The sequence below is a fragment of the Carboxydothermus ferrireducens DSM 11255 genome (assembly GCF_000427565.1).
GTDB lineage: Bacteria > Bacillota > Z-2901 > Carboxydothermales > Carboxydothermaceae > Carboxydothermus > Carboxydothermus hydrogenoformans.
On the sequence record NZ_ATYG01000017.1, the window covers coordinates 35,298 to 57,067 of the forward strand.

The 21,770-nt window shown below is 45.7% G+C and carries 25 protein-coding genes and 1 pseudogene; 25 read left to right on the top strand and 1 reads right to left on the bottom strand.

Annotation, left to right across the window (positions count from 1 at the left end; all coding sequences use genetic code 11):
* Positions 1 to 121: 121 nt before the first annotated feature.
* From CARFE_RS0107245 to mreB, 22 genes and pseudogenes are all read left to right on the top strand, one after another.
* Positions 122 to 568 (top strand): deoxycytidylate deaminase, encoded by a 447-nt coding sequence (locus CARFE_RS0107245; RefSeq protein ID WP_028052265.1) that lies wholly within the window; start codon positions 122 to 124, stop codon positions 566 to 568.
* A gap of 3 nt (positions 569 to 571) precedes the next feature.
* Positions 572 to 880, top strand: a complete 309-nt coding sequence (locus CARFE_RS0107250) for a MazG-like family protein (protein ID WP_011345421.1) — start codon at positions 572 to 574, stop codon at positions 878 to 880.
* Between the two features lie 85 nt (positions 881 to 965).
* Entirely contained in the window at positions 966 to 2,108 is a 1,143-nt protein-coding gene (gene wecB / locus CARFE_RS0107255; RefSeq protein WP_028052266.1) for a non-hydrolyzing UDP-N-acetylglucosamine 2-epimerase, read from the top strand.
* A gap of 99 nt (positions 2,109 to 2,207) precedes the next feature.
* The gene (locus tag CARFE_RS14650) at positions 2,208 to 2,426 is read left to right on the top strand and encodes an AtpZ/AtpI family protein (RefSeq protein WP_011345419.1); all 219 of its coding nucleotides are present in this window, start codon (positions 2,208 to 2,210) and stop codon (positions 2,424 to 2,426) included.
* Position 2,427: 1 nt separating this feature from the next.
* On the top strand, positions 2,428 to 2,775 hold the full coding sequence (locus CARFE_RS0107265) for an ATP synthase subunit I (RefSeq protein ID WP_028052267.1): 348 nt from the start codon (positions 2,428 to 2,430) through the stop codon (positions 2,773 to 2,775).
* Between the two features lie 2 nt (positions 2,776 to 2,777).
* The gene (atpB, locus tag CARFE_RS0107270) at positions 2,778 to 3,461 is read left to right on the top strand and encodes a F0F1 ATP synthase subunit A (RefSeq protein ID WP_226986708.1); all 684 of its coding nucleotides are present in this window, start codon (positions 2,778 to 2,780) and stop codon (positions 3,459 to 3,461) included.
* 51 nt (positions 3,462 to 3,512) lie between these two features.
* Entirely contained in the window at positions 3,513 to 3,749 is a 237-nt protein-coding gene (atpE, locus tag CARFE_RS0107275) for an ATP synthase F0 subunit C (protein WP_034541847.1), read from the top strand.
* 55 nt (positions 3,750 to 3,804) lie between these two features.
* Positions 3,805 to 4,284, top strand: coding sequence for a F0F1 ATP synthase subunit B (atpF, locus tag CARFE_RS0107280; protein ID WP_028052269.1), 480 nt, complete (start codon positions 3,805 to 3,807; stop codon positions 4,282 to 4,284).
* Entirely contained in the window at positions 4,284 to 4,817 is a 534-nt protein-coding gene (atpH, locus tag CARFE_RS0107285) for an ATP synthase F1 subunit delta (protein WP_028052270.1), read from the top strand. The genes atpF and atpH overlap by 1 nt, the downstream gene beginning before the upstream one ends.
* A 28-nt stretch (positions 4,818 to 4,845) precedes the next feature.
* On the top strand, positions 4,846 to 6,351 hold the full coding sequence (gene atpA / locus CARFE_RS0107290; RefSeq protein WP_028052271.1) for a F0F1 ATP synthase subunit alpha: 1,506 nt from the start codon (positions 4,846 to 4,848) through the stop codon (positions 6,349 to 6,351).
* Positions 6,352 to 6,370: 19 nt separating this feature from the next.
* Positions 6,371 to 7,219: an ATP synthase F1 subunit gamma gene (gene atpG / locus CARFE_RS0107295; RefSeq protein ID WP_028052272.1), complete on the top strand. Its 849-nt coding sequence runs from the start codon at positions 6,371 to 6,373 to the stop codon at positions 7,217 to 7,219.
* A 17-nt stretch (positions 7,220 to 7,236) separates the two neighbouring features.
* Positions 7,237 to 8,658, top strand: a complete 1,422-nt coding sequence (gene atpD / locus CARFE_RS0107300; protein ID WP_011345411.1) for a F0F1 ATP synthase subunit beta — start codon at positions 7,237 to 7,239, stop codon at positions 8,656 to 8,658.
* A gap of 2 nt (positions 8,659 to 8,660) precedes the next feature.
* Positions 8,661 to 9,065: a F0F1 ATP synthase subunit epsilon gene (locus tag CARFE_RS0107305; protein ID WP_028052273.1), complete on the top strand. Its 405-nt coding sequence runs from the start codon at positions 8,661 to 8,663 to the stop codon at positions 9,063 to 9,065.
* Between the two features lie 74 nt (positions 9,066 to 9,139).
* Positions 9,140 to 9,718, top strand: a complete 579-nt coding sequence (locus CARFE_RS0107310; protein ID WP_028052274.1) for a hypothetical protein — start codon at positions 9,140 to 9,142, stop codon at positions 9,716 to 9,718.
* Between the two features lie 14 nt (positions 9,719 to 9,732).
* Positions 9,733 to 10,992 carry a UDP-N-acetylglucosamine 1-carboxyvinyltransferase gene (murA, locus tag CARFE_RS0107315; protein ID WP_028052275.1) on the top strand — a complete coding sequence of 420 codons (1,260 nt, stop codon included), beginning with the start codon at positions 9,733 to 9,735 and terminating at the stop codon, positions 10,990 to 10,992.
* Positions 10,993 to 11,124: 132 nt separating this feature from the next.
* Positions 11,125 to 11,406: a type II toxin-antitoxin system Phd/YefM family antitoxin gene (locus tag CARFE_RS0107320; protein WP_028052276.1), complete on the top strand. Its 282-nt coding sequence runs from the start codon at positions 11,125 to 11,127 to the stop codon at positions 11,404 to 11,406.
* Positions 11,394 to 11,810 (top strand): putative toxin-antitoxin system toxin component, PIN family, encoded by a 417-nt coding sequence (locus tag CARFE_RS0107325; RefSeq protein ID WP_028052277.1) that lies wholly within the window; start codon positions 11,394 to 11,396, stop codon positions 11,808 to 11,810. Before CARFE_RS0107320 ends, CARFE_RS0107325 begins: the two co-directional genes overlap by 13 nt.
* Before the next feature lie 48 nt (positions 11,811 to 11,858).
* On the top strand, positions 11,859 to 12,830 hold the full coding sequence (gene spoIID / locus CARFE_RS0107330; RefSeq protein ID WP_257020491.1) for a stage II sporulation protein D: 972 nt from the start codon (positions 11,859 to 11,861) through the stop codon (positions 12,828 to 12,830).
* Between the two features lie 148 nt (positions 12,831 to 12,978).
* Positions 12,979 to 13,278, top strand: coding sequence for a nucleotidyltransferase family protein (locus CARFE_RS0107335; protein ID WP_028052279.1), 300 nt, complete (start codon positions 12,979 to 12,981; stop codon positions 13,276 to 13,278).
* A 76-nt stretch (positions 13,279 to 13,354) separates the two neighbouring features.
* Positions 13,355 to 13,593 (top strand): annotated as a pseudogene (locus CARFE_RS15595) (HepT-like ribonuclease domain-containing protein).
* Positions 13,594 to 13,670: 77 nt separating this feature from the next.
* Complete coding sequence (gene spoIIID / locus CARFE_RS0107345) at positions 13,671 to 13,925, top strand: sporulation transcriptional regulator SpoIIID (RefSeq protein WP_011345400.1); 255 nt, start codon at positions 13,671 to 13,673, stop codon at positions 13,923 to 13,925.
* Positions 13,926 to 14,085: 160 nt separating this feature from the next.
* Positions 14,086 to 15,102 (top strand): rod shape-determining protein, encoded by a 1,017-nt coding sequence (gene mreB / locus CARFE_RS0107350; protein ID WP_028052280.1) that lies wholly within the window; start codon positions 14,086 to 14,088, stop codon positions 15,100 to 15,102.
* Between the two features lie 145 nt (positions 15,103 to 15,247).
* Here the strand turns inward: mreB and CARFE_RS0107355 are convergent, their stop codons facing one another.
* Positions 15,248 to 15,499 (bottom strand): hypothetical protein, encoded by a 252-nt coding sequence (locus tag CARFE_RS0107355; RefSeq protein ID WP_028052281.1) that lies wholly within the window; start codon positions 15,497 to 15,499, stop codon positions 15,248 to 15,250.
* A 224-nt stretch (positions 15,500 to 15,723) separates the two neighbouring features.
* On the opposite strand from CARFE_RS0107355, the gene CARFE_RS0107360 reads away from it, so the two are divergent.
* The 3 genes from CARFE_RS0107360 (at position 15,724) to CARFE_RS0107370 (ending at position 21,698) form a co-directional block, all read left to right on the top strand.
* On the top strand, positions 15,724 to 16,527 hold the full coding sequence (locus tag CARFE_RS0107360) for an LCP family protein (protein ID WP_154652737.1): 804 nt from the start codon (positions 15,724 to 15,726) through the stop codon (positions 16,525 to 16,527).
* A 394-nt stretch (positions 16,528 to 16,921) separates the two neighbouring features.
* A complete protein-coding gene (locus CARFE_RS0107365; protein WP_028052283.1) occupies positions 16,922 to 19,903 on the top strand; it encodes an Ig-like domain-containing protein in 2,982 nt (993 codons plus the stop codon).
* Between the two features lie 541 nt (positions 19,904 to 20,444).
* Positions 20,445 to 21,698, top strand: coding sequence for a hypothetical protein (locus CARFE_RS0107370; protein ID WP_028052284.1), 1,254 nt, complete (start codon positions 20,445 to 20,447; stop codon positions 21,696 to 21,698).
* Positions 21,699 to 21,770: the final 72 nt, after the last annotated feature.

The following is a 21,770-nucleotide window of genomic DNA, read 5'->3' on the forward strand; positions in this document are numbered from 1 at the left end:
GGAGCTGCCTTTATGGTAGTCAGTGGTAAGTCGTAAGTCGTCGGTATAAAGATTTAATACAGACCACCCCACCACCTACCACTGACCACGTACCACATACCACCGTTTGGAGGGTTAAAAATTGCGCCCGTCCTGGGATGATTATTTCATGCAGATAACCGAGGTAGTGAAAACCCGGTCTACCTGCCTGCGCCGGCAGGTAGGCGCGGTGCTGGTGAAGGATAACCGGGTTTTGGCTACCGGATATAACGGTGCTCCGAAAGGCGTACCCCACTGTGAGGAGGTCGGTTGCTTAAGGGAGCAGGAACATGTGCCCTCCGGTCAGCGCCACGAGCTGTGCCGGGGGTTGCATGCTGAGCAAAATGCTATCATTCAAGCGGCAGTTTACGGGGTTTCAACTTCTGGAAGCACCATTTATATCACCCACCAACCCTGCTCTCTCTGTGCCAAAATGCTGATAAATGCCGGAGTAGAACGGGTGGTTTACAAAGGCGATTATCCGGATTCTTTAGCGATTAACCTGTTTACCGAGGCAGGGATAAAGGTAGTTAAATACGGGGAGGGTTAAGGGGTGGAACAAAAAATAATCGCATTGCCCCGGCTGAACGGTCTTACGCCGACCCTGGAATCCACTGCTTTAAAACTTATGGAGGAAGCGGGAGAACTGGCTCAAGCTATAGGAAAGTTTCGGGGGCTTTCCGGGGAGCAGGGCTTATCCGAGGAAGAGGTGGCAAAACTTATCACCAAAGAACTTCTCGATGTGGCTCAGACGGCAGTTTCAATGATGTTTGTTTTGGAAGAAATGTACGGTGTAGACATTGAAAAAGCTCTAAGAGAGCATATTGATAAATTAATTGAAAAAGGTTACTTAAAACGGTAATCGGTGGTAAGTGGTAAGCGGTCGGTAAAATCTTTTTCCAACTACCGACCACCGACCACCAACCACTGTTTAGAAAGGAGCAGCGATGCCTAAAATCCTTTTAATCTTTGGTACGCGACCGGAAGCAATAAAAATGGCCCCGGTATACAAAATCTTAAAAGATTCCCCCGAGTTTGAAACCCTGGTAGCGGTTACTGCCCAGCACCGGGAAATGTTAGACCAGGTATTAAAGCTCTTTAACATTACCCCGGACTATGATTTAAACCTGATGACCCCGCGCCAAACCCTTCAGGACTTAACTTCCCGGGCGCTTTTGGGCGTGTCGAAAGTGCTGGACGAGTGTCAACCGGATTTAGTGCTGGTTCATGGCGATACCACCACTACTTTTGTGGGAGCTCTGGCGGCTTTTTATAAAAAAATTCCGGTGGGTCACGTGGAAGCGGGACTTAGAACGAGGAACAAATATTCTCCCTGGCCCGAGGAAATGAATCGAAGACTTACGGGAGCTTTAACCGACCTGCACTTTGCTCCTACCAGAACCTCCCGGGAAAATCTATTAAGAGAAGGGGTTTTACCGGAAAACATTTTTGTCACCGGTAATACCGTAATTGATGCTTTGTATTACACCGTCCGGGAAAACTACCGTTTTGACCCGGAGATAGAGGCAATCTTAAACCGGCCCGGAAGGATTATTTTAATGACTACCCACCGCAGGGAAAACTGGGGAGAACCGTTAAAAAACATTTACCGGGGGCTTTTAAAAGTACTGGAAGAAGCCGCTGACGTAAGGGTAATTTTTCCCGTTCATAAAAATCCGGTGGTCCGGGAAGCGGTTAAAGAAGTAATTGGCGAACATCCCCGGGTTCATTTGGTAGAGCCAATGGACTACGAACCTTTTGCCAACCTCATGGCCCGGTCGTATTTAGTTTTAACCGATTCCGGAGGCATCCAGGAAGAAGCACCTTCCCTTGGTAAGCCGGTACTGGTGCTCCGGGACACTACCGAAAGGCCGGAAGCGGTTGAGGCAGGAACGGTCAGGCTTATCGGTAGCGGTACCGAGGCAGTATATAAAAATCTTAAAGAGCTTTTATTTGATGAGAGTTCCTACCAAAAGATGGCCAATGCCGTAAATCCCTACGGTGATGGCAAGGCTTCTTTGCGGATTTACCAGGCGTTAAAGTATTATTATAAAATCGACCAGGCACCTCCGGAGGAATTTTCTCTATAAAAATCTTTAATAACTACGTTAGAGAATGTTATCACTAAGAAGGAATTTGCTCTATCATGTTGAATAAAGTAAAATGGTCTATTTTGCGGGGGTGGCGGGATGCCGGACAACGGCGGTGATAAAAAAAACCCTTATTATTTTTTAGCCCGTTCGGTGCAGTTAGCCACCACCATGGTTTTCTCCGTGGTGGGAGGGGTTTGGCTGGGTGGCATCCTGGATAAAAAATTTTCTACCTACCCCTGGCTTACCTTTATTTTTTTGGTACTTGGCGTAATGACTGCTTTTAAAGCAATCTTTGACTTCACCCGGGAAAAATAAAATGAAAAAAAAGATAGTTATTGTGTTTAGCGGCGCATTTTTTATAGCAATAACTTATTTTCTCTACCGCCTTAACCAGCCCTCCTTGGCCTTAGGCTTTGCCCTGGGTGGTCTTGTGGGGTTTATAAATTTGCTCGCGATTTCACTTACCGTTTGGTTAGGCGGTAAAATCGGGCGGGGAAAGGGGTTAGTCCTGATAAGTTATTATTTAAGACTAATCCTTTTAGCCATATTAATTTTCTTTATAGTGAGAAAAGGTGTAGGGGAGATTATTGGTTTTCTTTTAGGCTTTTCTTTTATTAAACTGAGCCTTTTAGGCTTGGGATTACCGGGCGGAGGAGGTGAGTAATTGTGTTCGGGAGCATGGCGGAAAGTACCGGGATTTTAGAAGGCCTTTTGCATCCAAGTCTTTATGTTAAAACTTCCTGGGGGATTATCCTTTTCCTGGCAATCCTTTCCTACCTTGGGACAAGAAAAATGGAACGGGTACCCCGGGGGCTCCAAAATGTTTTAGAGATGGTTGTGGAAGGACTTTATAACTTTATCGGTGGTATTGTCGGTGAGAAAAAAGCACCGAAATATTTTCCCTTTATTGCGACTTTCTTCTTATTTATTTTAATTTCCAACTATATAGGCTTACTGCCTTTTGCCGGCCATGAAGGACCGTACGTTCCGCCGACCTCAACCATTAGCGTTACCGCTGCTTTGGCGATCATCGTGTTTTTTGCGACCCAGTTTTTCGGCATTGCCGAAAAAGGGCTGGGCTACTTTAAACACTTCATCTCACCGTTTATCTTTATGCTGCCCTTGAATATTTTGGAGCAGCTGGTGCGGCCTTTGAGCCTTTCCATGCGGTTGTACGGAAACATTTACGGCCACGAGCTGGTGGTAGGTACTTTTATGGGTTTGGTGCCCATGTTAATTCCGGTGGTATTTAACCTTTTAGGAGTTTTAACCGGCGCCATTCAGGCGGTGGTGTTTACCCTTTTAACCAGTTCGTACATTGGCGAAGCCGTGCACGATGAGCATCATTAATATTTTTAAGTTTCTAATCATTTTTAAATCTTAACGGAGGTGGATTTTACAATGAGTTTAGTTGCTGGTTTAATTGCTATTGGTGCGGGTATTGCTGTAGGTTTTGGGGCGATAGGTAGCGGTATCGGTCAGGGTATTGCCGCCGGTAAGGCGTTTGAAGCTATGGCCCGGCAGCCGGAAGTCCGGGGTACTGTACAGACTTTCCTAATCATCGCCCTTGCTTTCATGGAAACCCTCACCATTTACGGTCTGGTTATCGCCTTTATGCTGCTCAATAAGATGAGCTAAGACCGCACTGTTTTTCGCGGTGCGGTTTTATCCCGTTTGAAGGGAGGATTTATGAGTGCATTTTGCCTGGTCTGATTTTATTTGGACGCTTATTAACTTTTTTGTCCTTTTGTTTATACTGAAGATCCTTCTTTATAAACCGGTCCTGAAAACCATAGAAGACCGGAAAAGATCAATTGAAGAATCGTTAGAAAAAGCCGCTAAAGCTCAGGAAGAGGCGGAAAGGATCAAAGCCGAATACGACGGCATGATCGCCAAAGCCCGGGAAGAGGCAAGGGAAATTATTGCCAAAGCCCAGAAAACCGCGCAGGCGGAAAAAGAAGAGATTATCGCTACGGCTCAGCGGGAAGCGCAGTCTTTGCTCGCGGATGCTAAGGCTACCATTGCCCAGGAAAAAGAAAAGGCTCTTAGAGAGCTTCGCCAGGAGATCGGCAATCTGGCAGTACTGGCCGCGGGCAAAATCTTAAACCGGGCGGTTACCCTTGAAGACCATCAAAAGCTGGTGGACGAGTTCTTAAATGAGGTGAAAATGTAATGAAATCCTTGGCAGTTGCTAAAAGATACGCGTCCGCCCTTTTTGAACTGGCCCGGGAAAAAGGGGCTATTGACAGGATAGCCCACGACTTCGAAGTTCTGGAAAAAGCTATTCAGGAAACACCGGATGTAAAAAAGGTTCTGGATAACCCGGTACTGATTCCTGCCGCCAAAAAAGAGCTTCTGGAAAAGCTTTTTCCCGATTTTAATCCCATTACCAAAAGCTTTTTAAAGCTCTTGGTGGATAAACGGCGGGAAGTATATCTTCCGGAAATTGTCGCTCTCTTTGCTGAAAAACTCCGGGAAGAGCGGGGAGAAATGCTGGTAGAAGTTGAATCCGCCCGGGAATTAAAAGGTGACCTTTCCGATTTAATAAAAGAAAAGCTTTCCCGGTTAACAGGAAAGAAAGTGACCATGAAGGTCCGCACCAATCCCGATTTAATTGGCGGGATTGTGGTGCGGGTTGGTAATAAAGTTTATGACGGCAGTATTAAAAACCAGCTTTACCGTTTAAAGCGTAGTATTTACGGTTAAGGTTAAAACTGCGAGGTGATAAATCCCCATGAGTTTACGCCCTGAAGAAATTGGTTCGATCATAAAACAGCAAATAGAAAACTACCAGGTGCAGGTCGAAGTCAGCTCCGTGGGGACGGTTATCCAGGTCGGTGACGGTATCGCCCGGGTTTACGGTTTGGAGGACTGCATGGCCTCCGAGCTTCTGGAGTTTCCCGGCGGGGTTCTGGGAATGGCGTTAAACCTGGAAGAAGACAACGTGGGTTGCGTTATTCTCGGACCCTATACCCATATTAAAGAAGGGGATACTGTTAAGAGAACCGGCCGGGTAGTATCCGTTCCGGTAGGAGAGGCTTTGATCGGCCGGGTAGTAAACCCCCTGGGTCAACCGTTAGACGGCAAGGGCCCGATTGTGACCGATAAGTACCGTCCGGTGGAGCGGATTGCTCCGGGTGTTATCACCCGGAAGTCGGTGCATGAGCCGCTGCAGACCGGTATTAAAGCCATTGACTCGATGATTCCCATTGGTCGCGGTCAGCGGGAGTTAATCATCGGCGACCGGCAAACCGGAAAAACGGCGATAGCCATTGACACCATTATTAACCAGAAAAATACCGACGTAATTTGTATTTACGTGGCGATCGGTCAGAAAGCTTCTACCGTGGCTAAAGTGGTACAAACCTTAAAAGACCACGGAGCGATGGACTACACGATCGTTGTTTCTGCAACCGCTTCCGACCCGGCTCCCCTTCTCTACTTAGCACCCTATGCCGGGTGTGCTATGGGAGAAGAGTTCATGGAGCAGGGCAAGCACGTTTTGGTGGTTTATGACGACCTTTCCAAGCAAGCGGCGGCTTACCGGGAGCTTTCCCTGTTGCTGCGCCGTCCCCCCGGTCGGGAAGCGTATCCGGGAGACGTATTCTACTTACACTCCCGTCTTTTGGAGCGGGCAGCAAAATTGTCCGACGAGTACGGTGGGGGTAGCTTAACGGCACTGCCGATCATCGAAACCCAGGCCGGTGACGTTTCGGCTTACATTCCTACCAACGTGATTTCCATTACCGACGGGCAGATTTACCTTGAGTCCGACCTTTTCTACGCCGGGGTACGGCCGGCGGTTAACGTCGGTTTGTCCGTGTCCCGGGTCGGTGGTGCGGCACAGATCAAGGCCATGAAGCAGGTTGCCGGAAGCCTGCGCTTGGACCTCGCTCAGTACCGGGAGCTGGCTGCCTTCGCCCAGTTTGGCTCGGACCTTGATAAAGCTACATTAGCTCGCCTTACCCGCGGTGAGCGGTTGGTGGAGCTTTTAAAGCAGGACCAGTACAAACCGATGCCGGTAGAAGAACAGGTCATGGCGATTTTTGCGGCGGTTAACGGCTATTTAGATGATCTTCCGGTAGAAAAAGTAAGGCCTTTCGAAGCTGAATTTTTAAAATTCATGCGGGCCAACTATCCGCAAATTGGCGAAGAAATTCGCACCAAAGGGGTACTTACCGACGAATTGACCACTCGTCTAAAGTCAGCTATCGAAGAATTCAAGAAGACCTTCGCTTAAGAGAAGGTGGTGAGAAAAAATGCCAAGCATGCGGGATTTACGCCGGCGCATCAAAAGTATCAAAAATACCCAGCAGATAACCAAAGCAATGAAAATGGTCGCAGCAGCAAAACTTCGCCGGGCCCAGGAAATGGTGGTGGCATCAAGACCTTATGCTAAAAGGATTAAAGATGTTTTAGCAAGGGCGGCGGCAGCCACCACCGAAACAGCTCACCCGCTCTTAATTAAAAGGGAAGTCAAAGCTACCGGATACGTGCTAATCACGGCGGACCGCGGTCTTTGCGGTGGCTTTAACGCCAACCTTATAAGAAAAGCCACCGTGGAGTTAAAAGAATTTTCCAACCCAAAGCTTATAACCGTTGGCCGCAAGGGCCGGGACTTCTTTAAAAAGCGGGGTTTTGAGATCGTCGGCGAGTTTACAAACCTTGGCGAGTCGATTTCCTTTGATGCGGCTCGGGTGATAGCTGGCTTTATCATGGAAAAATATTTAGACGGCACCTTCGATGAAGTTTACCTGGTATTTTCGGAATTTGTAAACCCCCTGGTGCAGCGGCCGCAGACATTAAAACTGCTGCCGCTGGAATCTCCTGCCGAGGAGAGCGGGGGTGGCGAATATATTTTTGAACCGTCCGCCGATGCGGTATTAAACACCCTGCTACCGAAATACGTTGAGGTTCAGGTTTACCGGGCTCTCCTGGAATCCAAGGCTTCCGAGCATGGTGCCCGGATGACCGCCATGGATACCGCAACGGAAAACGCGACGGAAATGATTGCCAAGCTTACCCTGCAGCTTAACCGTGCCCGTCAAGCGGCGATTACCAAAGAAATTGCCGAGATCGTGGGCGGGGCTGCTGCCCTTGAGGCCTAAAAGAAGGAGGTTATTTGATGAACGTAGGTCGGGTAGTGCAGGTTATCGGCGTTGTGGTGGACGTAGAGTTTGAACCGGGTAAGGTTCCTCCCATTTATAACGCCTTAAAAATAAGAAGCGAAGACCAGGACACACCCACCGAAGTGCCCATTAACCTGACGCTGGAAGTTGCCCAGCACCTGGGCAACAACCGGGTCCGGGCGGTAGCGATGTCGTCTACCGATGGCCTGGTTCGGGGCATGAAAGTGGTGGATACCGGAGCGCCCATTACCGTTCCGGTAGGCCGTCCTGTATTGGGACGCCTGTTAAACGTGCTCGGGGAACCCATTGACGGCAAGGGACCGGTGGAAAGCGACCACTACTATCCCATTCACCGGCCCGCTCCTCCCCTGGAAGAACAGTCCACCCGGGCAGAAATCCTGGAAACGGGGATTAAGGTTATCGACCTTTTGGTACCGTTCTTAAAGGGTGGTAAAATCGGACTTTTCGGTGGTGCCGGTGTAGGAAAGACCGTTATCGTGATGGAGCTCATCAACAACATTGCCAAGCAGCACGGTGGTATTTCCGTGTTTGCCGGTGTGGGCGAGCGGACCCGGGAAGGTAACGACCTTTACCACGAAATGAAAGAAGCGGGCGTTTTGGATAAGACCATCATGGTGTTCGGGCAAATGAACGAACCACCCGGGGTGCGTTTGCGGGTAGGGTTGACCGGTCTTACCATGGCTGAATACTTCCGGGATGAAGAGGGGCAGGACGTGCTCCTGTTTATCGACAACATCTTCCGCTTCACCCAGGCCGGTTCCGAAGTGTCCGCCCTTTTAGGCCGGATGCCTTCGGCGGTGGGTTACCAGCCCACCCTGGCGACCGAGATGGGCCAGCTCCAGGAGCGGATTACCTCAACCCGGAAAGGCTCCATTACTTCGGTCCAGGCGGTTTACGTGCCGGCGGACGACTTGACCGACCCGGCGCCGGCGACAACGTTCGCGCACCTGGATGCTACCGTCGTTCTCTCCCGGCAAATTGCCGAGCTCGGGATTTATCCGGCGGTGGACCCCCTGGACTCCACTTCCCGGATTTTAGACCCGCATATCGTCGGGGAGGAACATTATCAGGTAGCCCGGGGCGTGCAGCGGGTGCTCCAGCGCTATAAGGAACTGCAGGACATCATCGCCATTTTAGGTATGGATGAACTTTCCGACGAAGACAAGCTGATCGTGGCCCGGGCCCGGAAGCTGCAGCGCTTCCTTTCCCAGCCGTTCACCGTGGCCGAAGCGTTTACCGGACGGCCTGGGAAGTACGTGCCGGTGAAAGAAACCATCCGGGGCTTCAAGGAAATCCTGGAAGGCAAGCACGACGATATTCCGGAGACCTGCTTCTACATGGCGGGCACCATCGACGAAGTGGTGGAAAGGGCCCGGGAGCTTGAAGGAAGTGCATAAATATGGCGGATAAAATCAAGCTTGAGGTAGTCACCCCCGAGCGGGTAGTGGCGAACGAATACGTGGATTTCGTGGTTGCTCCCGGCGTGGAAGGGGAGATTGGTATTTTACCCTTTCACGCTCCGTTAATTACTTCCCTTGATATCGGAATTTTACGCTATACGGTGGAGGGGAAAACGGAAAAAATTGCCCTTTCCGGCGGCTTTTTGGAGGTAAAGGGCAACAAGGTAGTGGTTTTGGCCAATGCCGCCGAGCGGGGTGAGGAGATCGATGTGGAGCGGGCCCAGAGGGCTTTAGAGCGGGCCCGGGAGCGTCTTGCCAGACGCACCCCCGATATAGACGTGCTCCGGGCGGAACTGGCCATGCGCCGGGCATTAAACCGCTTAAAAGCAGCGGGAAAAATGTAAAAGAGCGCACCAAAAAAGGTGCGCTTTTTTATTGTTACTTAATTTTGGCAAAACTATTAGCCGGAGGGATACCGATGAAAAAAATCCTTTCGGCTTTTTTGCTGGCGGTATTGGCGGTAAGTTTTATTTCCACCGGTTCTTATCCGGAGTACGAACTCTGCCAGAAAATCATGGGAAAACCGGAAGTAAAGAATCCGGAATTAAAAATTATTTTTGGCAGTAAAATAAATAAAAGGCCCGAAGATGATTTAAAAAAGCTCGCTTACCTGTTGAATGATAACTTTACTTTTGCCGACCTTGGAACCGAGTGTTTTGCTGAAGGGAGAAAGTACTGGGTATTGTATCAGCCGGAGGAAAACCGTTACGAACGTCTAATTGCCGGGCCGGACCTTTTTTTACCCGAAGAACGGGGGCTACGCTATTACCTGTTAGAGTTTACCTATACCGGCAGGAGCCCGGAAAAAATAGTCGGGGGAACGGTGAGAAAAATCGAAAAAAATGGCGAAAATACTGTGGTTTTGGGCTATACGCCGGCCCTAAATACCGGTATAATGATAAAGGGAGAAAAAGTGAACTATCAGCTTATCATTACCAGTAAGCCGGGGGGTGCGGGGGTTAAACTGGGCATTCCCGTGTGGCTTGGTAACTATTAAGCAGGAGGAAAGAGATGGAAAAGTTTGTCATAGAAGGAAAGCAGCGTCTTACGGGACGGGTAAAAATAAGCGGCGCCAAAAATGCAGCATTGCCCATCTTAGCAGGAGCCCTTTTAACCGGCGGTACCGTTCGCCTTACCGAAGTTCCGGAACTTACCGATATTTATACGATGCTTGAGGTCTTAAAAGCATTGGGGGCGAAATTTACCTTTTCCGAGGGAGAAGTGGTTTTACATACTCCGGAAATAACGTCGGCGGAAGCACCTTACGAGCAGGTGCGCAAGATGCGGGCGTCTTTTTTGGTTATGGGACCGCTCTTAGCCCGAACCGGACGGGCCCGGATAAGCCTGCCGGGAGGGTGTGCCATTGGCGCTCGGCCCATAGACCTGCATTTAAAAGGTTTTGAAGCTTTGGGAGCTAAAATAGAAATGGGACATGGCTACATCGAAGCTACCGCACCCAGGTTAAAGGGGAATACCGTTTATCTCGACTTTCCCTCGGTGGGAGCTACCGAAAACATTATGATGGCCGCTGTTTTGGCGGAAGGGCAAACCATTATTGAAAACGCCGCTGAAGAGCCGGAAATAGTGGATTTGGCCAACTTTTTAAACAACATGGGAGCCAAAATCAAGGGTGCGGGAACCAAAGTCATCCGGATTACCGGTGTAAAGGATTTAGATGGCGTTAACCATACCGTAATTCCCGACCGCATTGAAGCCGGAACGTTCATGATCGGGGCGGTGGCCACTCAGGGAGAGGTGATCGTAGAAAACGTTATTACCGACCACTTAACCCCGCTCATTGCCAAACTCATTGAAGCCGGGGCTGAAGTAATTGAAGATGAAGACCAAAACGCCCTGCTGGTAAGAAGTGACGGAAAATTAAAACCTCTTGATATAAAAACCCTGCCTTATCCCGGCTTTCCTACCGATTTACAGGCCCAGATGATGGCTCTGCTGGCTACTGTGCCGGGAATATCCGTGGTAACCGAAACGGTCTTTGAAAACCGCTTTATGCATGTTACCGAATTAAACCGCATGGGAGCAAAAATCCGCATCGAAGGCCGGTCCGCCTTCATTGAAGGGGTAGAAAGCCTGACCGGCGCCCGGGTAAAAGCTACCGACTTACGCGCCGGAGCCGCTCTGGTTATAGCCGGCCTTGTTGCCGATGGAGTTACCGAAGTAGGCCATATCTTCCATATCGACCGGGGTTATGAGCGGTTTGAAGAAAAACTCCGGGGGTTGGGAGCGAAAATTTACAGGGTTGGGGATTAAAACGTCGGTATAAATTACCGGCGTTTTTATTTTTCCGCAAACTTTGTTAATTGGCTTGCTTAAATTTTAAAAAAAACTTAAAATTAAAGTTAAGATTAATGTTAAAATAAATCTCAGGTCGGGGTGTTTTGGATGGAAAAAATTATTGGAGTTGATCAATTAAGACCGCGTTTAGGGGAATATTTAGAAGAAATTGAAAAGGGCGATGTAATAGTTATCACCTATCGTTCTGCGCCCAAAGGGGTCATAATGAGTTACAGGCAATATGAACAATTAAAGAAAGTACAGGAAAAAGTAAAAATGATGGAACTAAAAACTATGTTAGAGGAAGTACGGGAAAAGGCGGCAAATTATGAAATCTCGGAAGAAGAAGTATTAAAAGAAATTGAGGATGTAAGGAAATGCGGGCGGTAGTGGATACCAATGTATTTATATCTGGACTTTTAAAAAGAAACACTTATCCTGCAAAAGTTCTTGATGCCTGGGTGTTTAACCGTTTTTATCCACTGGTTAGCAAAGAAATTGTAGGTGAATACTCCAGGGTATTGGTTCGGGATAAATTTAAAATATTGGGGAGTGTTGATGAAAGGCTGAAAATCGTCCAAAAATTTGTAGAGCTTCCTTGGGTTTACTTTGTCTATCCTTTGGAACAAATTGAAATAATCGATAATGACCCGGCAGACAACAGAATATTGGAATGCGCAGAGGCCGGAGAAGCTGACTTTATTGTTACCGGGGATCAGCATTTACTGGAATTAAAAACATATAAAAATATTAAAATCATTACACCTAAAGAGTTTATAGAAATCGCCCTGTGATTTAGATGTATAAACTCACCCGTTGGCGTATACACTATTAATAAAAATATGCCAAATTGGGTGAGTATTATGAAAAAAATTGCAATTGCGATATTAATTTTGCTGGTAGCGTGGACAGCTTATACGGTAAAGCAGGAGAAGGAAGAGGAGAAGCCGGTAAAGATCAAGCCGGAAAAAGGGATAACCTTAAAGCTGTACAACCACCAAACCGGTAAAATCGAGACGGTGGAACTGGAAGAATATCTGGTGGGGGTTGTTGCCGGCGAAATGCCGCCAAATTATCCCCTGGAAGCGTTGAAAGCCCAGGCCATAGCGGCGCGAACTTATACCTTGAAGCGAATTTTATCTCCGCAGAACACCAGGGGATATCATCCCGGGGCGGACCTGTGTACCGATCCGACCCACAGCCAGGCTTACCTTTCCGGGGAAGAGCTGAGAAAGCGCTGGGGGGTAAAATACTACTATTATTTATCCCGCGTAAAGTGGGCGGTCAACTCTACGAAGGGTAAAGTGCTGGTATATAACGGTGAGCTAATTGATCCGGTTTACCACGCTTCCTGCGGCGGTCAAAAGACGGAAGCGGCCAAAGATGTCTGGGGTTACGATGTTCCTTATTTAAAATCGGTAACGTGTCTGGAAAACGACTATCCGGTGGAAACGAAAACTTTTAAAATTTCTTATATCGATAAAGTTTTGGGAACGGACCTCCAGGTCCTGGCCGTATCTACCGGCGCAAAGCCGGTTAAAATCAGCGAACGAACCGGCACCGGCCGGGTAAAGAAGATTAAACTTGGCAGCCGTATTTTCTTAGCCGAAGAAATTCGCTACCGTTTGGGTTTAAAATCAACCATTATGACCGTAAGCACCCGGGGCGATAAAATCATCTTCACCACCCGGGGTTATGGCCACGGGGTCGGCCTCTGCCAGCGGGGAGCGGCGGCTCTGGCGGATAAGGGCAAAAACTATCGGGAAATTTTAAGCCACTACTACCCCGGAACTAAGATTATTTTATATAAATAGGTGTAAGTATAGAGGTAGCTTTAGCTGCTAAAGTTCATAGTGCCGGCGCCGGCCCCATGTACGAATTTATATTAAATGGGCAAAAAATACGGCTTTGACCAAAAATATACTAAAAGTAAGAAAATAGTAAGCATGCAGGTGATTACTTGTGGAAGATAAAAACTTTATTTTAAATAAGCTTTTAGAAAATAAAAATTTACTAAAAACCTATAATGTATCTAAAATTGGACTTTTTGGCTCTTTTGTCCGGGATGAAGCAGGTCAAGCCAGTGATATTGATTTATTGATTGATTTCGCTGAGCCAGTTACTATCTTTCAATTTGTTGAATTAAAAAACGCCCTCGAAGAACTTTTTAAAAGGAAAGTAGACCTTGGAACTTTTGATGCTATAAAGCCAGTAATCATGGAAAATATTTTACGGGAGGCCATTATCATTGAGGGATTATAAGTTATATTTATCTGATATTTTAGAATCAGCGAAAAAAATATTGGATTATACGAAAAATATTACTTATGATGAATTTATGTTAGACAGTAAAACCATTGATGCCGTAGTAAGAAATTTAGAAATAATTGGGAAGCAGCGAATAAAATTCCCGAAAAAATAACAGCCCTTTATCCGGAGATACCATGGAGATCGATGATTGGAATGAGAAACTTGTTTGTTCATGAGTATTTTGGGGTAAGTATAAAAATTATCTGGGAAACAATTAAAAGAGATATTCCAGATTTAATTAAGAAGATTGAAAACATAAACCTTTAGGCCAAAAAGAAAACTTCTAAAACCCCACCTCCCCGCATAGTATTTACTAACCAATGCCATGCGCGGGAGGTCTTTTAATGCAGGAATACATTTTAAAGCGGGTTTTAAAGCTTACCTATTATGTCTTAGAAAATAAAGCAACGGTCCGGAAAACCGCCGAAGTTTTTGGGGTCAGCAAAAGCACCGTCCATAAAGACTTAACCGAGCGCCTCCCTGCATTAGATAAAAAATTGGCCGGGGAAATAAAAAAAATTCTCGAACAGAACAAAGCGGAGCGGCACATCCGGGGAGGTGAGGCTACCCGCAAAAAATATAAAAACATGGCCAAATAACTCTAAATTTGCAGGATTTTTTCCCCTGGAGGTAGAATAAAATAATATTTGACAAAATCCTATTTTTTAGCTCATTATTAGACAAGCAGATTTGCCGTTGCGACTCCTGTTGCTTTTATGATAAAAAATTGACCATTCTACCGAAAGGGGTTTTACATAAATGTTTAACTGGAGTACCGATATCGGGGTAGACTTAGGCACTGCCAATGTGCTTGTATATGTTAAAGGTAAAGGTATCGTTTTACGCGAGCCTTCCGTGGTGGCGGTAAACCGGGATACGGGACAGATCATCGCTGTCGGCGAAGAAGCCAAAAAAATGCTCGGTCGCACTCCCGGGAACATCGTGGCTATCCGCCCTCTTAAAGAAGGGGTTATCGCCGATTACGACACCACCGAAAAAATGCTTCGCTACTTTATTACCAAAGCCTTAGGCGGGAGGCCTCTCTTCTTTAAACCCCGGATTATGGTCAGTATTCCCGCCGGGGTCACCGACGTGGAAAAACGGGCGGTAAAGCAGGCGGCCAAGCAGGCCGGCGCCCGGGAAGCGGAAGTCATCGAGGAAACCATCGCTGCAGCTCTGGGAGCGGGGCTTGATATTTCCGAGCCGTACGGTTCTATGGTCGTGGACATAGGCGGCGGGACTACCGACGTGGCCGTGTTATCCCTGGGAGGTATTGTGGTAAGCAAATCCTTAAGGGTTGGCGGCGATAAGTTTGACGATGCCATCGTCAAGTACATCAGAAAAGAGTTTAACCTCTTAATCGGGGAAAAAACAGCGGAAGAAGTAAAAATCGAAATTGGTACTGCCTTTCCCGAAGGAACGGAAATTAAAAAAATGGAAATTCGCGGACGCGATCTCTTAACCGGCCTTCCTAAAAATGTGGAAGTAACAAGCCTCAATATCCACGAGGCAATAACCGAGCCCTTAGTTGCTGTAGTAAATGCCGTTAAAGAAGTCTTAGAGCGCACTCCACCGGAACTTTCTGCTGACATTGTCAACCGCGGTATTGTTATGACCGGCGGTGGCTCGTTACTTAACGGTCTTGACCGGCTAATTGCCAAAGAAACCGGCCTGCCTACTTTTGTAGCCCCTGATGCCTTATCCTGTGTTGCCCTCGGTACCGGCAAAGCTTTAGCCATGTGGGATATGCTCAGCAAAAGAAATAATCAGCATTGAGATGTAAAATAAAAAATCTGCCACCTTTGGCAGATTTTTTTATAGTATTATTTTAGTTCAAGAAGAGTTATAGCTTTAACACTTGAAAAATCTTTTTTATTATTTGTTATAACCCAATAATTATTAATTTGAGCTGAGGCGGCAACTATCCATCACTCCTTAACTCCTTAATATATTCAGAAGCAGGCTTATTAAACCAGTCTGGTGCATCTTCTGGTTTTATTTCGTTTTTAATTTCATCTAATAATTTTCTCGCTTCTAATCCCGTTATTTGATTATTAAGTAAATCTATAATTATCTTATTTTTGCTGGTTTGATTCTTTTTTGCAAGTTCAGCTAACTTTTTATCAAGGTCAAAAGGAAGCTTTAGTTGCAATATTTTTACGCTTTTTTTCATGGTTATCACCTCTTGATTTAATAATACCATAAATATGGCATTTCAAACAATTTATTCTACAGAATGAACTTAACCCTACAAAAAAGTTATCGGTGCTCTGTAGTAGGTTGTGGGTTGAGATTTTTTTTCTTACCACCAACCACTTATCACTTACCACCAATACCGTATATTTCCCCCTTGCCCGGCCCAAACTATTACTTAGAGGCCAAAAGGGGGTTTTTATTTTGAAAAGGTTTTTCTTTTTTATAGCAGCACTGTTCATTACCATATTTATTACTACTCCTGTAAAAACCGGTGACCTTAAAAAAACTATTATAAAAACCCGCTATGAAGAACAAACCACCGGCCTTACCCTTGCTGTCCCACTTCACGTTAAAGAAGGAATTAAAAACTATCCTGTCCCCAGTCCCGAGCCTACTCCTCCGGCCCCTTTTTGCCCAAACCAGAACATCCTCCTCCTCTGGACCGAAAAGGGCGGCTTAAAAGCTATCACCATCATCACCTACAACCCCAAAACCAAAATCCCGGCCCTTCTTACCATGCCTACCTGTACCCTTTTGCCCGGAGAAACCCTCACCACCGGGGAAATCTATGCCCGGAAAGGTTTATCCACCTTTACCAGAACCCTGGAAAAAGCCTTTAACACCAAAATCCCCCATTACATCATCATCGACCAGACGGTAGTCGAACAATTCTCCCGCCGCCTGGGCAGCGTAAACCTGCAGGGTGAAACGGTACCGGTAATTTCCATCTTTGAAGATACTCTTTCCGGCAGGCGTATCAACGACACCGACCTGGTAAAGGCCCTGGTCCAAAAATTATTGTTGCCCGGAGAAATGTGGAAAGTTCCCGGGCATCTTTCCTTTCTCGTTCAAAATATAAAAACCAACCTTACTTTACCTGTTTTCCTGGATATCTTTTCTAAGCTTCCCGCCATGAAGTTAAATTCCTTGACCAAAGTATCTCTTCCATCCCCGGAGGTAACCGGACGGATTCTCTCCCAAATTACGCAGGAAAGTCTCCCCTGAAAACAACTGCAAAATTTAACTTTCTCCCCAAACAACCCCCCGAAAATTTTCAAAGCTTACGAATATTATGATGGAAGAGAAAACCAGCGGCAGTAACTCTCTAAAATATCGAAATATTAAAAATGGTGTCGAATACCATTGGCTTAAAAAAATCCTTAAAGCAAATTAACCGCAGAAAAGAGAAAAATAAAGTAAATTACGCCTAATTAAAAGCTAAAAATAAGCCTTACAGCCTAAAAACAATTGACAGTCTACTGGAGGATGCTTTAAAATTTAAATGTGATAAAAAAAGTCTAATAAATCTATAATAGCCTTAATATCCAAAATATCTAAAATCTTACATAGGGTTCCGTATTTTTAAATAAATATACAAAATTTTTAAGGAGGGAAAGAAATGATAAGACTCAAGGGGAAGAAGGCCATTGCGATTATCACGATGGCAGCGTTCTTACTCACCATGCTCCCCGCTTTTGTCCTGGCCAGTACGCCGGCTAAGTACGTCTTAACCCTTAGCCCGACTACGGTAAGGCCGGGCACCACTGCTACCCTGGTCTCCGGTAGTGTGGTGGACATTTACGGCAACAAAGGGGTTGTAACAATTGTCTACACCCCGGCAGGTGGTACCGAACAAACTTTTACCAGCACTCTTGCTGACGGTACCTTTGCCAAAAATTATGTCTTTGACAAAGAAGGGGACTACACCTTCCAGGTCAAGGAAGGCACCGATGTTTCCAACGTAGTAACCGTCCTTTCTCGCTATGAGTACACCCCCGATGCTCGGGGCAGCTACAAAGTAGGAGACACCAACGTAATTCTTGGGGGGACCATCAAAGGCCTTCCGGCAGGCCGGCAAATGGTTTTACAGCATGAATCGGTTGCGGGTGTTTACTATACCAGTGCCGTCACCGACACCGGCCGCTTTGCCATCAGCGTTCCCGTTTTCACCTATGCCGGCACCTATGTCCTGGGAACCGCTAATACCGATGGCACTGGCTTCGTTAAATACGAAGAAATTACCGTCGCTCCCCAAACCCTGACGGTAACCGCCGATAAAACCGCCCTTACCGGCGGCAGCTTTGACAACAACGTTACCTTTACTGCCAAGCCGGCTGTAACCGTCTCCGGCGGCACCTATTACTTCGAGTTAAGCGGTGTAAAAATTGATAAAAACAGTGTATCTGGTACCATTTACGGAACTGTAATTGACAGCGCCTACTACACCAAAGTTGCAATAGAAGATACCGACGGTATCTTAAACCTTGCCAGCTTAAAGCTGCTGGACACCAGCGGAACCTTAACGGTCAAAGCTTATTATCAGAAAGATTCGGTAGATTTTGCCAATGGTCTTTATGCGGACAACGCTGAGCTTCTGGGAACCTTAAACATTCCGGTAAACCCGGCTGCTAAGGTAAATGTCTTTACCAATGTAACTTCACTGGCTGCGGATACAACCACAACCCTTGCGGTTTATGTAAAGGATGTCAACAACAAAGTTTATGGCGATACCGGTTCTACTTTAAAAGACGTTAAGGTTACCGTAACCGGTCCTGACGTCAGCGCCAGCGATAGCAATAAAGCCGAATACACCTTTAACATCAACCCCTCCCAGGCGGGAGATGTTACCGTAACCGTTGTGGCGACCTTAACCGACAACACCCAGGAAACAAAAACCCTGACCATTCCGGTCGATGGCTTAAAAGCAACCCTGGATGCGGCAACGGTAGCTAACCTGGTTTACGGTGCAACTGTTACTCCCAAAGTAACCGTTACCGATAAAAACGGTACGCCGATAAACAACGCAACTGTTACTATTTCCGGTCCGTATTCCGGAACTGTTGATGGCAGAATTACTAACATCGTCAATGGCCAGTATAACTTTACTTCCGGCGCCTTAACCGATGTAACAAACTTTGTGGTAAATGTGGTTGACCCCAGCGGCAAGAAAGCCCGGCTTACCTATCCGGTTCTGGGCAGCAACGTCTATACCGTAACGCCGGAAAAAGCAACCTTAATTGCCGGTTATGATACCGAAGTGTCCTTTACCGTTAAAGAAGGAGCCTACGGAGTAACCGATAATGTAAATGTCGCTTACACCGATTTAAACGGTACCGGCCAGACCGTAAACGGTGTCACCTATACCAACGGCAAATACACCGTAAGTCTGGGAAGCTTGACCAAAGCGGGTACCATAAACTTTAAGGTAATTTCTACCGACGGCAAGAAATACGGTACTTTCACGGTAAATGTCAAGCTGCCGGTAATTAAAGTTTTTGCACCCGTTGACGGTATCCTTACCGACAGCCAGAAAGAAGCGGTAAGCTATGCCGTTTACAGCCCGGTAGATAATACCGAAATTACAGCTAACACTACCGTAACCTTAAGCGTTTACGACAATTCCGCTACCTTTGGCGTCTACGACCAAAGCGGCAACGCTTTAAAGAGTGTTAATAGCAGCGCTTATAACACCGGAGTACCGGCGAAAGTTACCGTTTTAGCAACGAAGAATGCTTCCTATGGCTATGACGGAAAATTAGAGCTTTTGGTAAACGGCATTAAGGTTTCCGAACTTACCGTAAAACCGGCGGTCCTTACCGTAAATAAAACCGAAGTTGCGGTAGGAAGCGACAATGCCGTTGAAGCTACCTTAAAAGATGCTCACGACAACCCGATTAAAGATGCTACCGTAACCTTAAACGGCACCGGAGTTGCCCTTACCGGTACAACCGATGCCGATGGCAAAGTAATCTTTACCGTAATGCCCTTTGCTACCGGTAAGATTGTGGTTGATGCACCGGCTTATGCCAATATCGCCAAACCCGCAATCACCGCTAAATTTGTTGTAGACGATAAGAAGCCGGTAATCACCATTGAAGCTCCGGCTACCACCGATAAGGAAACCGTTGATGTGAACATCAAAGTTACCGACGAAGGTAAGGTCGCCGGACTGCTGGTGAACGGCCAGCGGATCGAACTGGTAGCACCTATGGTTGAAGTAAACAAAGTAGTAACCGTAACCCTGAAAGAAGGAAAGAATACCATCACCGTCGAAGCTGCCGACGTTGCCGGCAATATTGCCACCGCTACTGCCGATGTAACTTATACCAAGCCGGCACCTCCGGCCGATAATACTAACACCGGCGACAAATACAGCAAGTTTGTTGGCCAGATGGTAAAACTCACTTATTCCAAGACCAACCTCCGGGTAGCGCCTAACGGCAAGCTCCTGGTAACCTTAAAGAAAGGTTACAAGATGCGCTACCTCGGCCGGGAAGGGGTCTGGAACAAGGTAAGAGTCTCCATCTGGATGAAGGGCGGCTATAAGACCTACACCGGCTACATCTACGACCCCTACTTCTGGGCATTAACTAAAGCTTAAATACTAAAAAGCCCCGGGGGTTACCCGGGGCTTTTTCCTGCTTAACCCTCCAGGATTATATACCTGGAGGGTCTTTTATTTTAGATAAATAAGATAAAAATAATTTTTTTGATATAATAGATAAAGGAAATCCTATACAAAAATACAAGAAAATGGTTGACATCTAAGGATTGACCCCCTAAAATTAATAAGTAGATGAACTGTCTCCAAATTCTCCAGTCAATTGGCAAAAAAGAAAAATATTCTACACAAAGAAAAAAATAAAAAATATGTTATAAAATAGAAGGAAAATTGGAAAACATGGCGAATAGGTAATAAATACAACTTCCGGGCATATACTGGTAACGATTTATTAAAATTGTCTAAAAGGTTTTGAACCCTGCTAATCTTCTAAAGGGTTCCTAACAGTGTAAACAATAGAAAGTTTACATATGAGAGGGGGGAAAGACCGGGAAAGGGAAGAACAATTAAATATACCTTTCTGGTTTCAAAAATGGGTTTATGCCCAAAATAAATTTTTTAAGGAGGGAAAATTTAGAAGATGGCAAAATTTAAACACAAAAAGCCCATCGCAATCCTGACCATCGTAGCATTTCTTCTCAGCATGTTGCCGGCAGTGGTGTTTGGTGCTGGAACACCATTGGCAACTATTGAAAACAATTATTTAAGTACAAGCGATTCTGGTGATAAAGTTGTACTTTCAGGTTTTACGGATTTTCCAGATGTTTCTAGTGGTGTTTACACTATAAAGCTAGAATTATCTGCTGGTGCGGCGGTGTATGAAGCAACATATACTGTTCCAACCAATTTTGATATTAATGGAACAGTAGAAATTAGTTATACTCAATTTAAAGATAGTAGCAGCAATAATCCACCAGCTGGCATTTATAACTTAACTGCAACATTAACTGATGGATTGGCTTATACGGTTAATATTTTAACTATTCCTAAATTTTATGTAGGGATTCCAGCTGTTACAAATGTACTGATTGCTCCAATTACAAGACCAATTCCCGAAGAAATGTCTGTTACAGCGACTTATTTAGAAAATAATTCTGTTTTAGCGGTTTATCTTAATAATGGTAGCTCATATTATGAAGCTGGCACTATTAATTATATGAAAACAACAAATATTAATGATACAGCTTCAGGTTCAATTGCTCTTAACCCCTTATCTGATTACAAAAATTATGAAATTAAATATATTGATAATACCGGAAAGGCATACACATTAGCAACTGGTACACTGACAATTAATAATCCTCTTGCTACTTTAGCTGTTAATGCAGATGGTAAAGCAACGCTAACAATTACTAAACCTGAAACATCAACCCTTTATGTGGGGCAATCGGTTACGACAATCGAGGGTATTACGGATAAAGATGCTGTAGTAGATGTTTATGTTTTAGGAAATGATCCGAAAATTACAGGTGACCCATATATCTTAAATCCTGTTTTGAATGCAGAAGTTAATCGGACGACAGGAACTTTTGTTGTTGACTTAAATAGTAATGCTTATAAAGATTTAGATGTAATATTTGCAGTTGTTGCTTCATCCTCAAAGGGAACTACAGTTAAATATATATACCATGGCTTTAAGTTTGATGGCACTCAATCTATTGCTTCGCCTGTAATTGGACAAGAAGTAAAGTTAAGTGGTGTTGTAACAAAATATAATGAACAAACAGCCAAGTATGAGGTTGCTACTAGTGTTTCGTTAAGCCCATTTGAGGTCTATTACAGTAATGGTAATATGCCTTATCAAAATGTAACAGATAATAATAATATTATATAAAACTGGGTACTGTTGGTGTTGCAGAAAATGGCACGGTCAACTTCTACATTACGCCCAAAGTTGCCGGAAAAT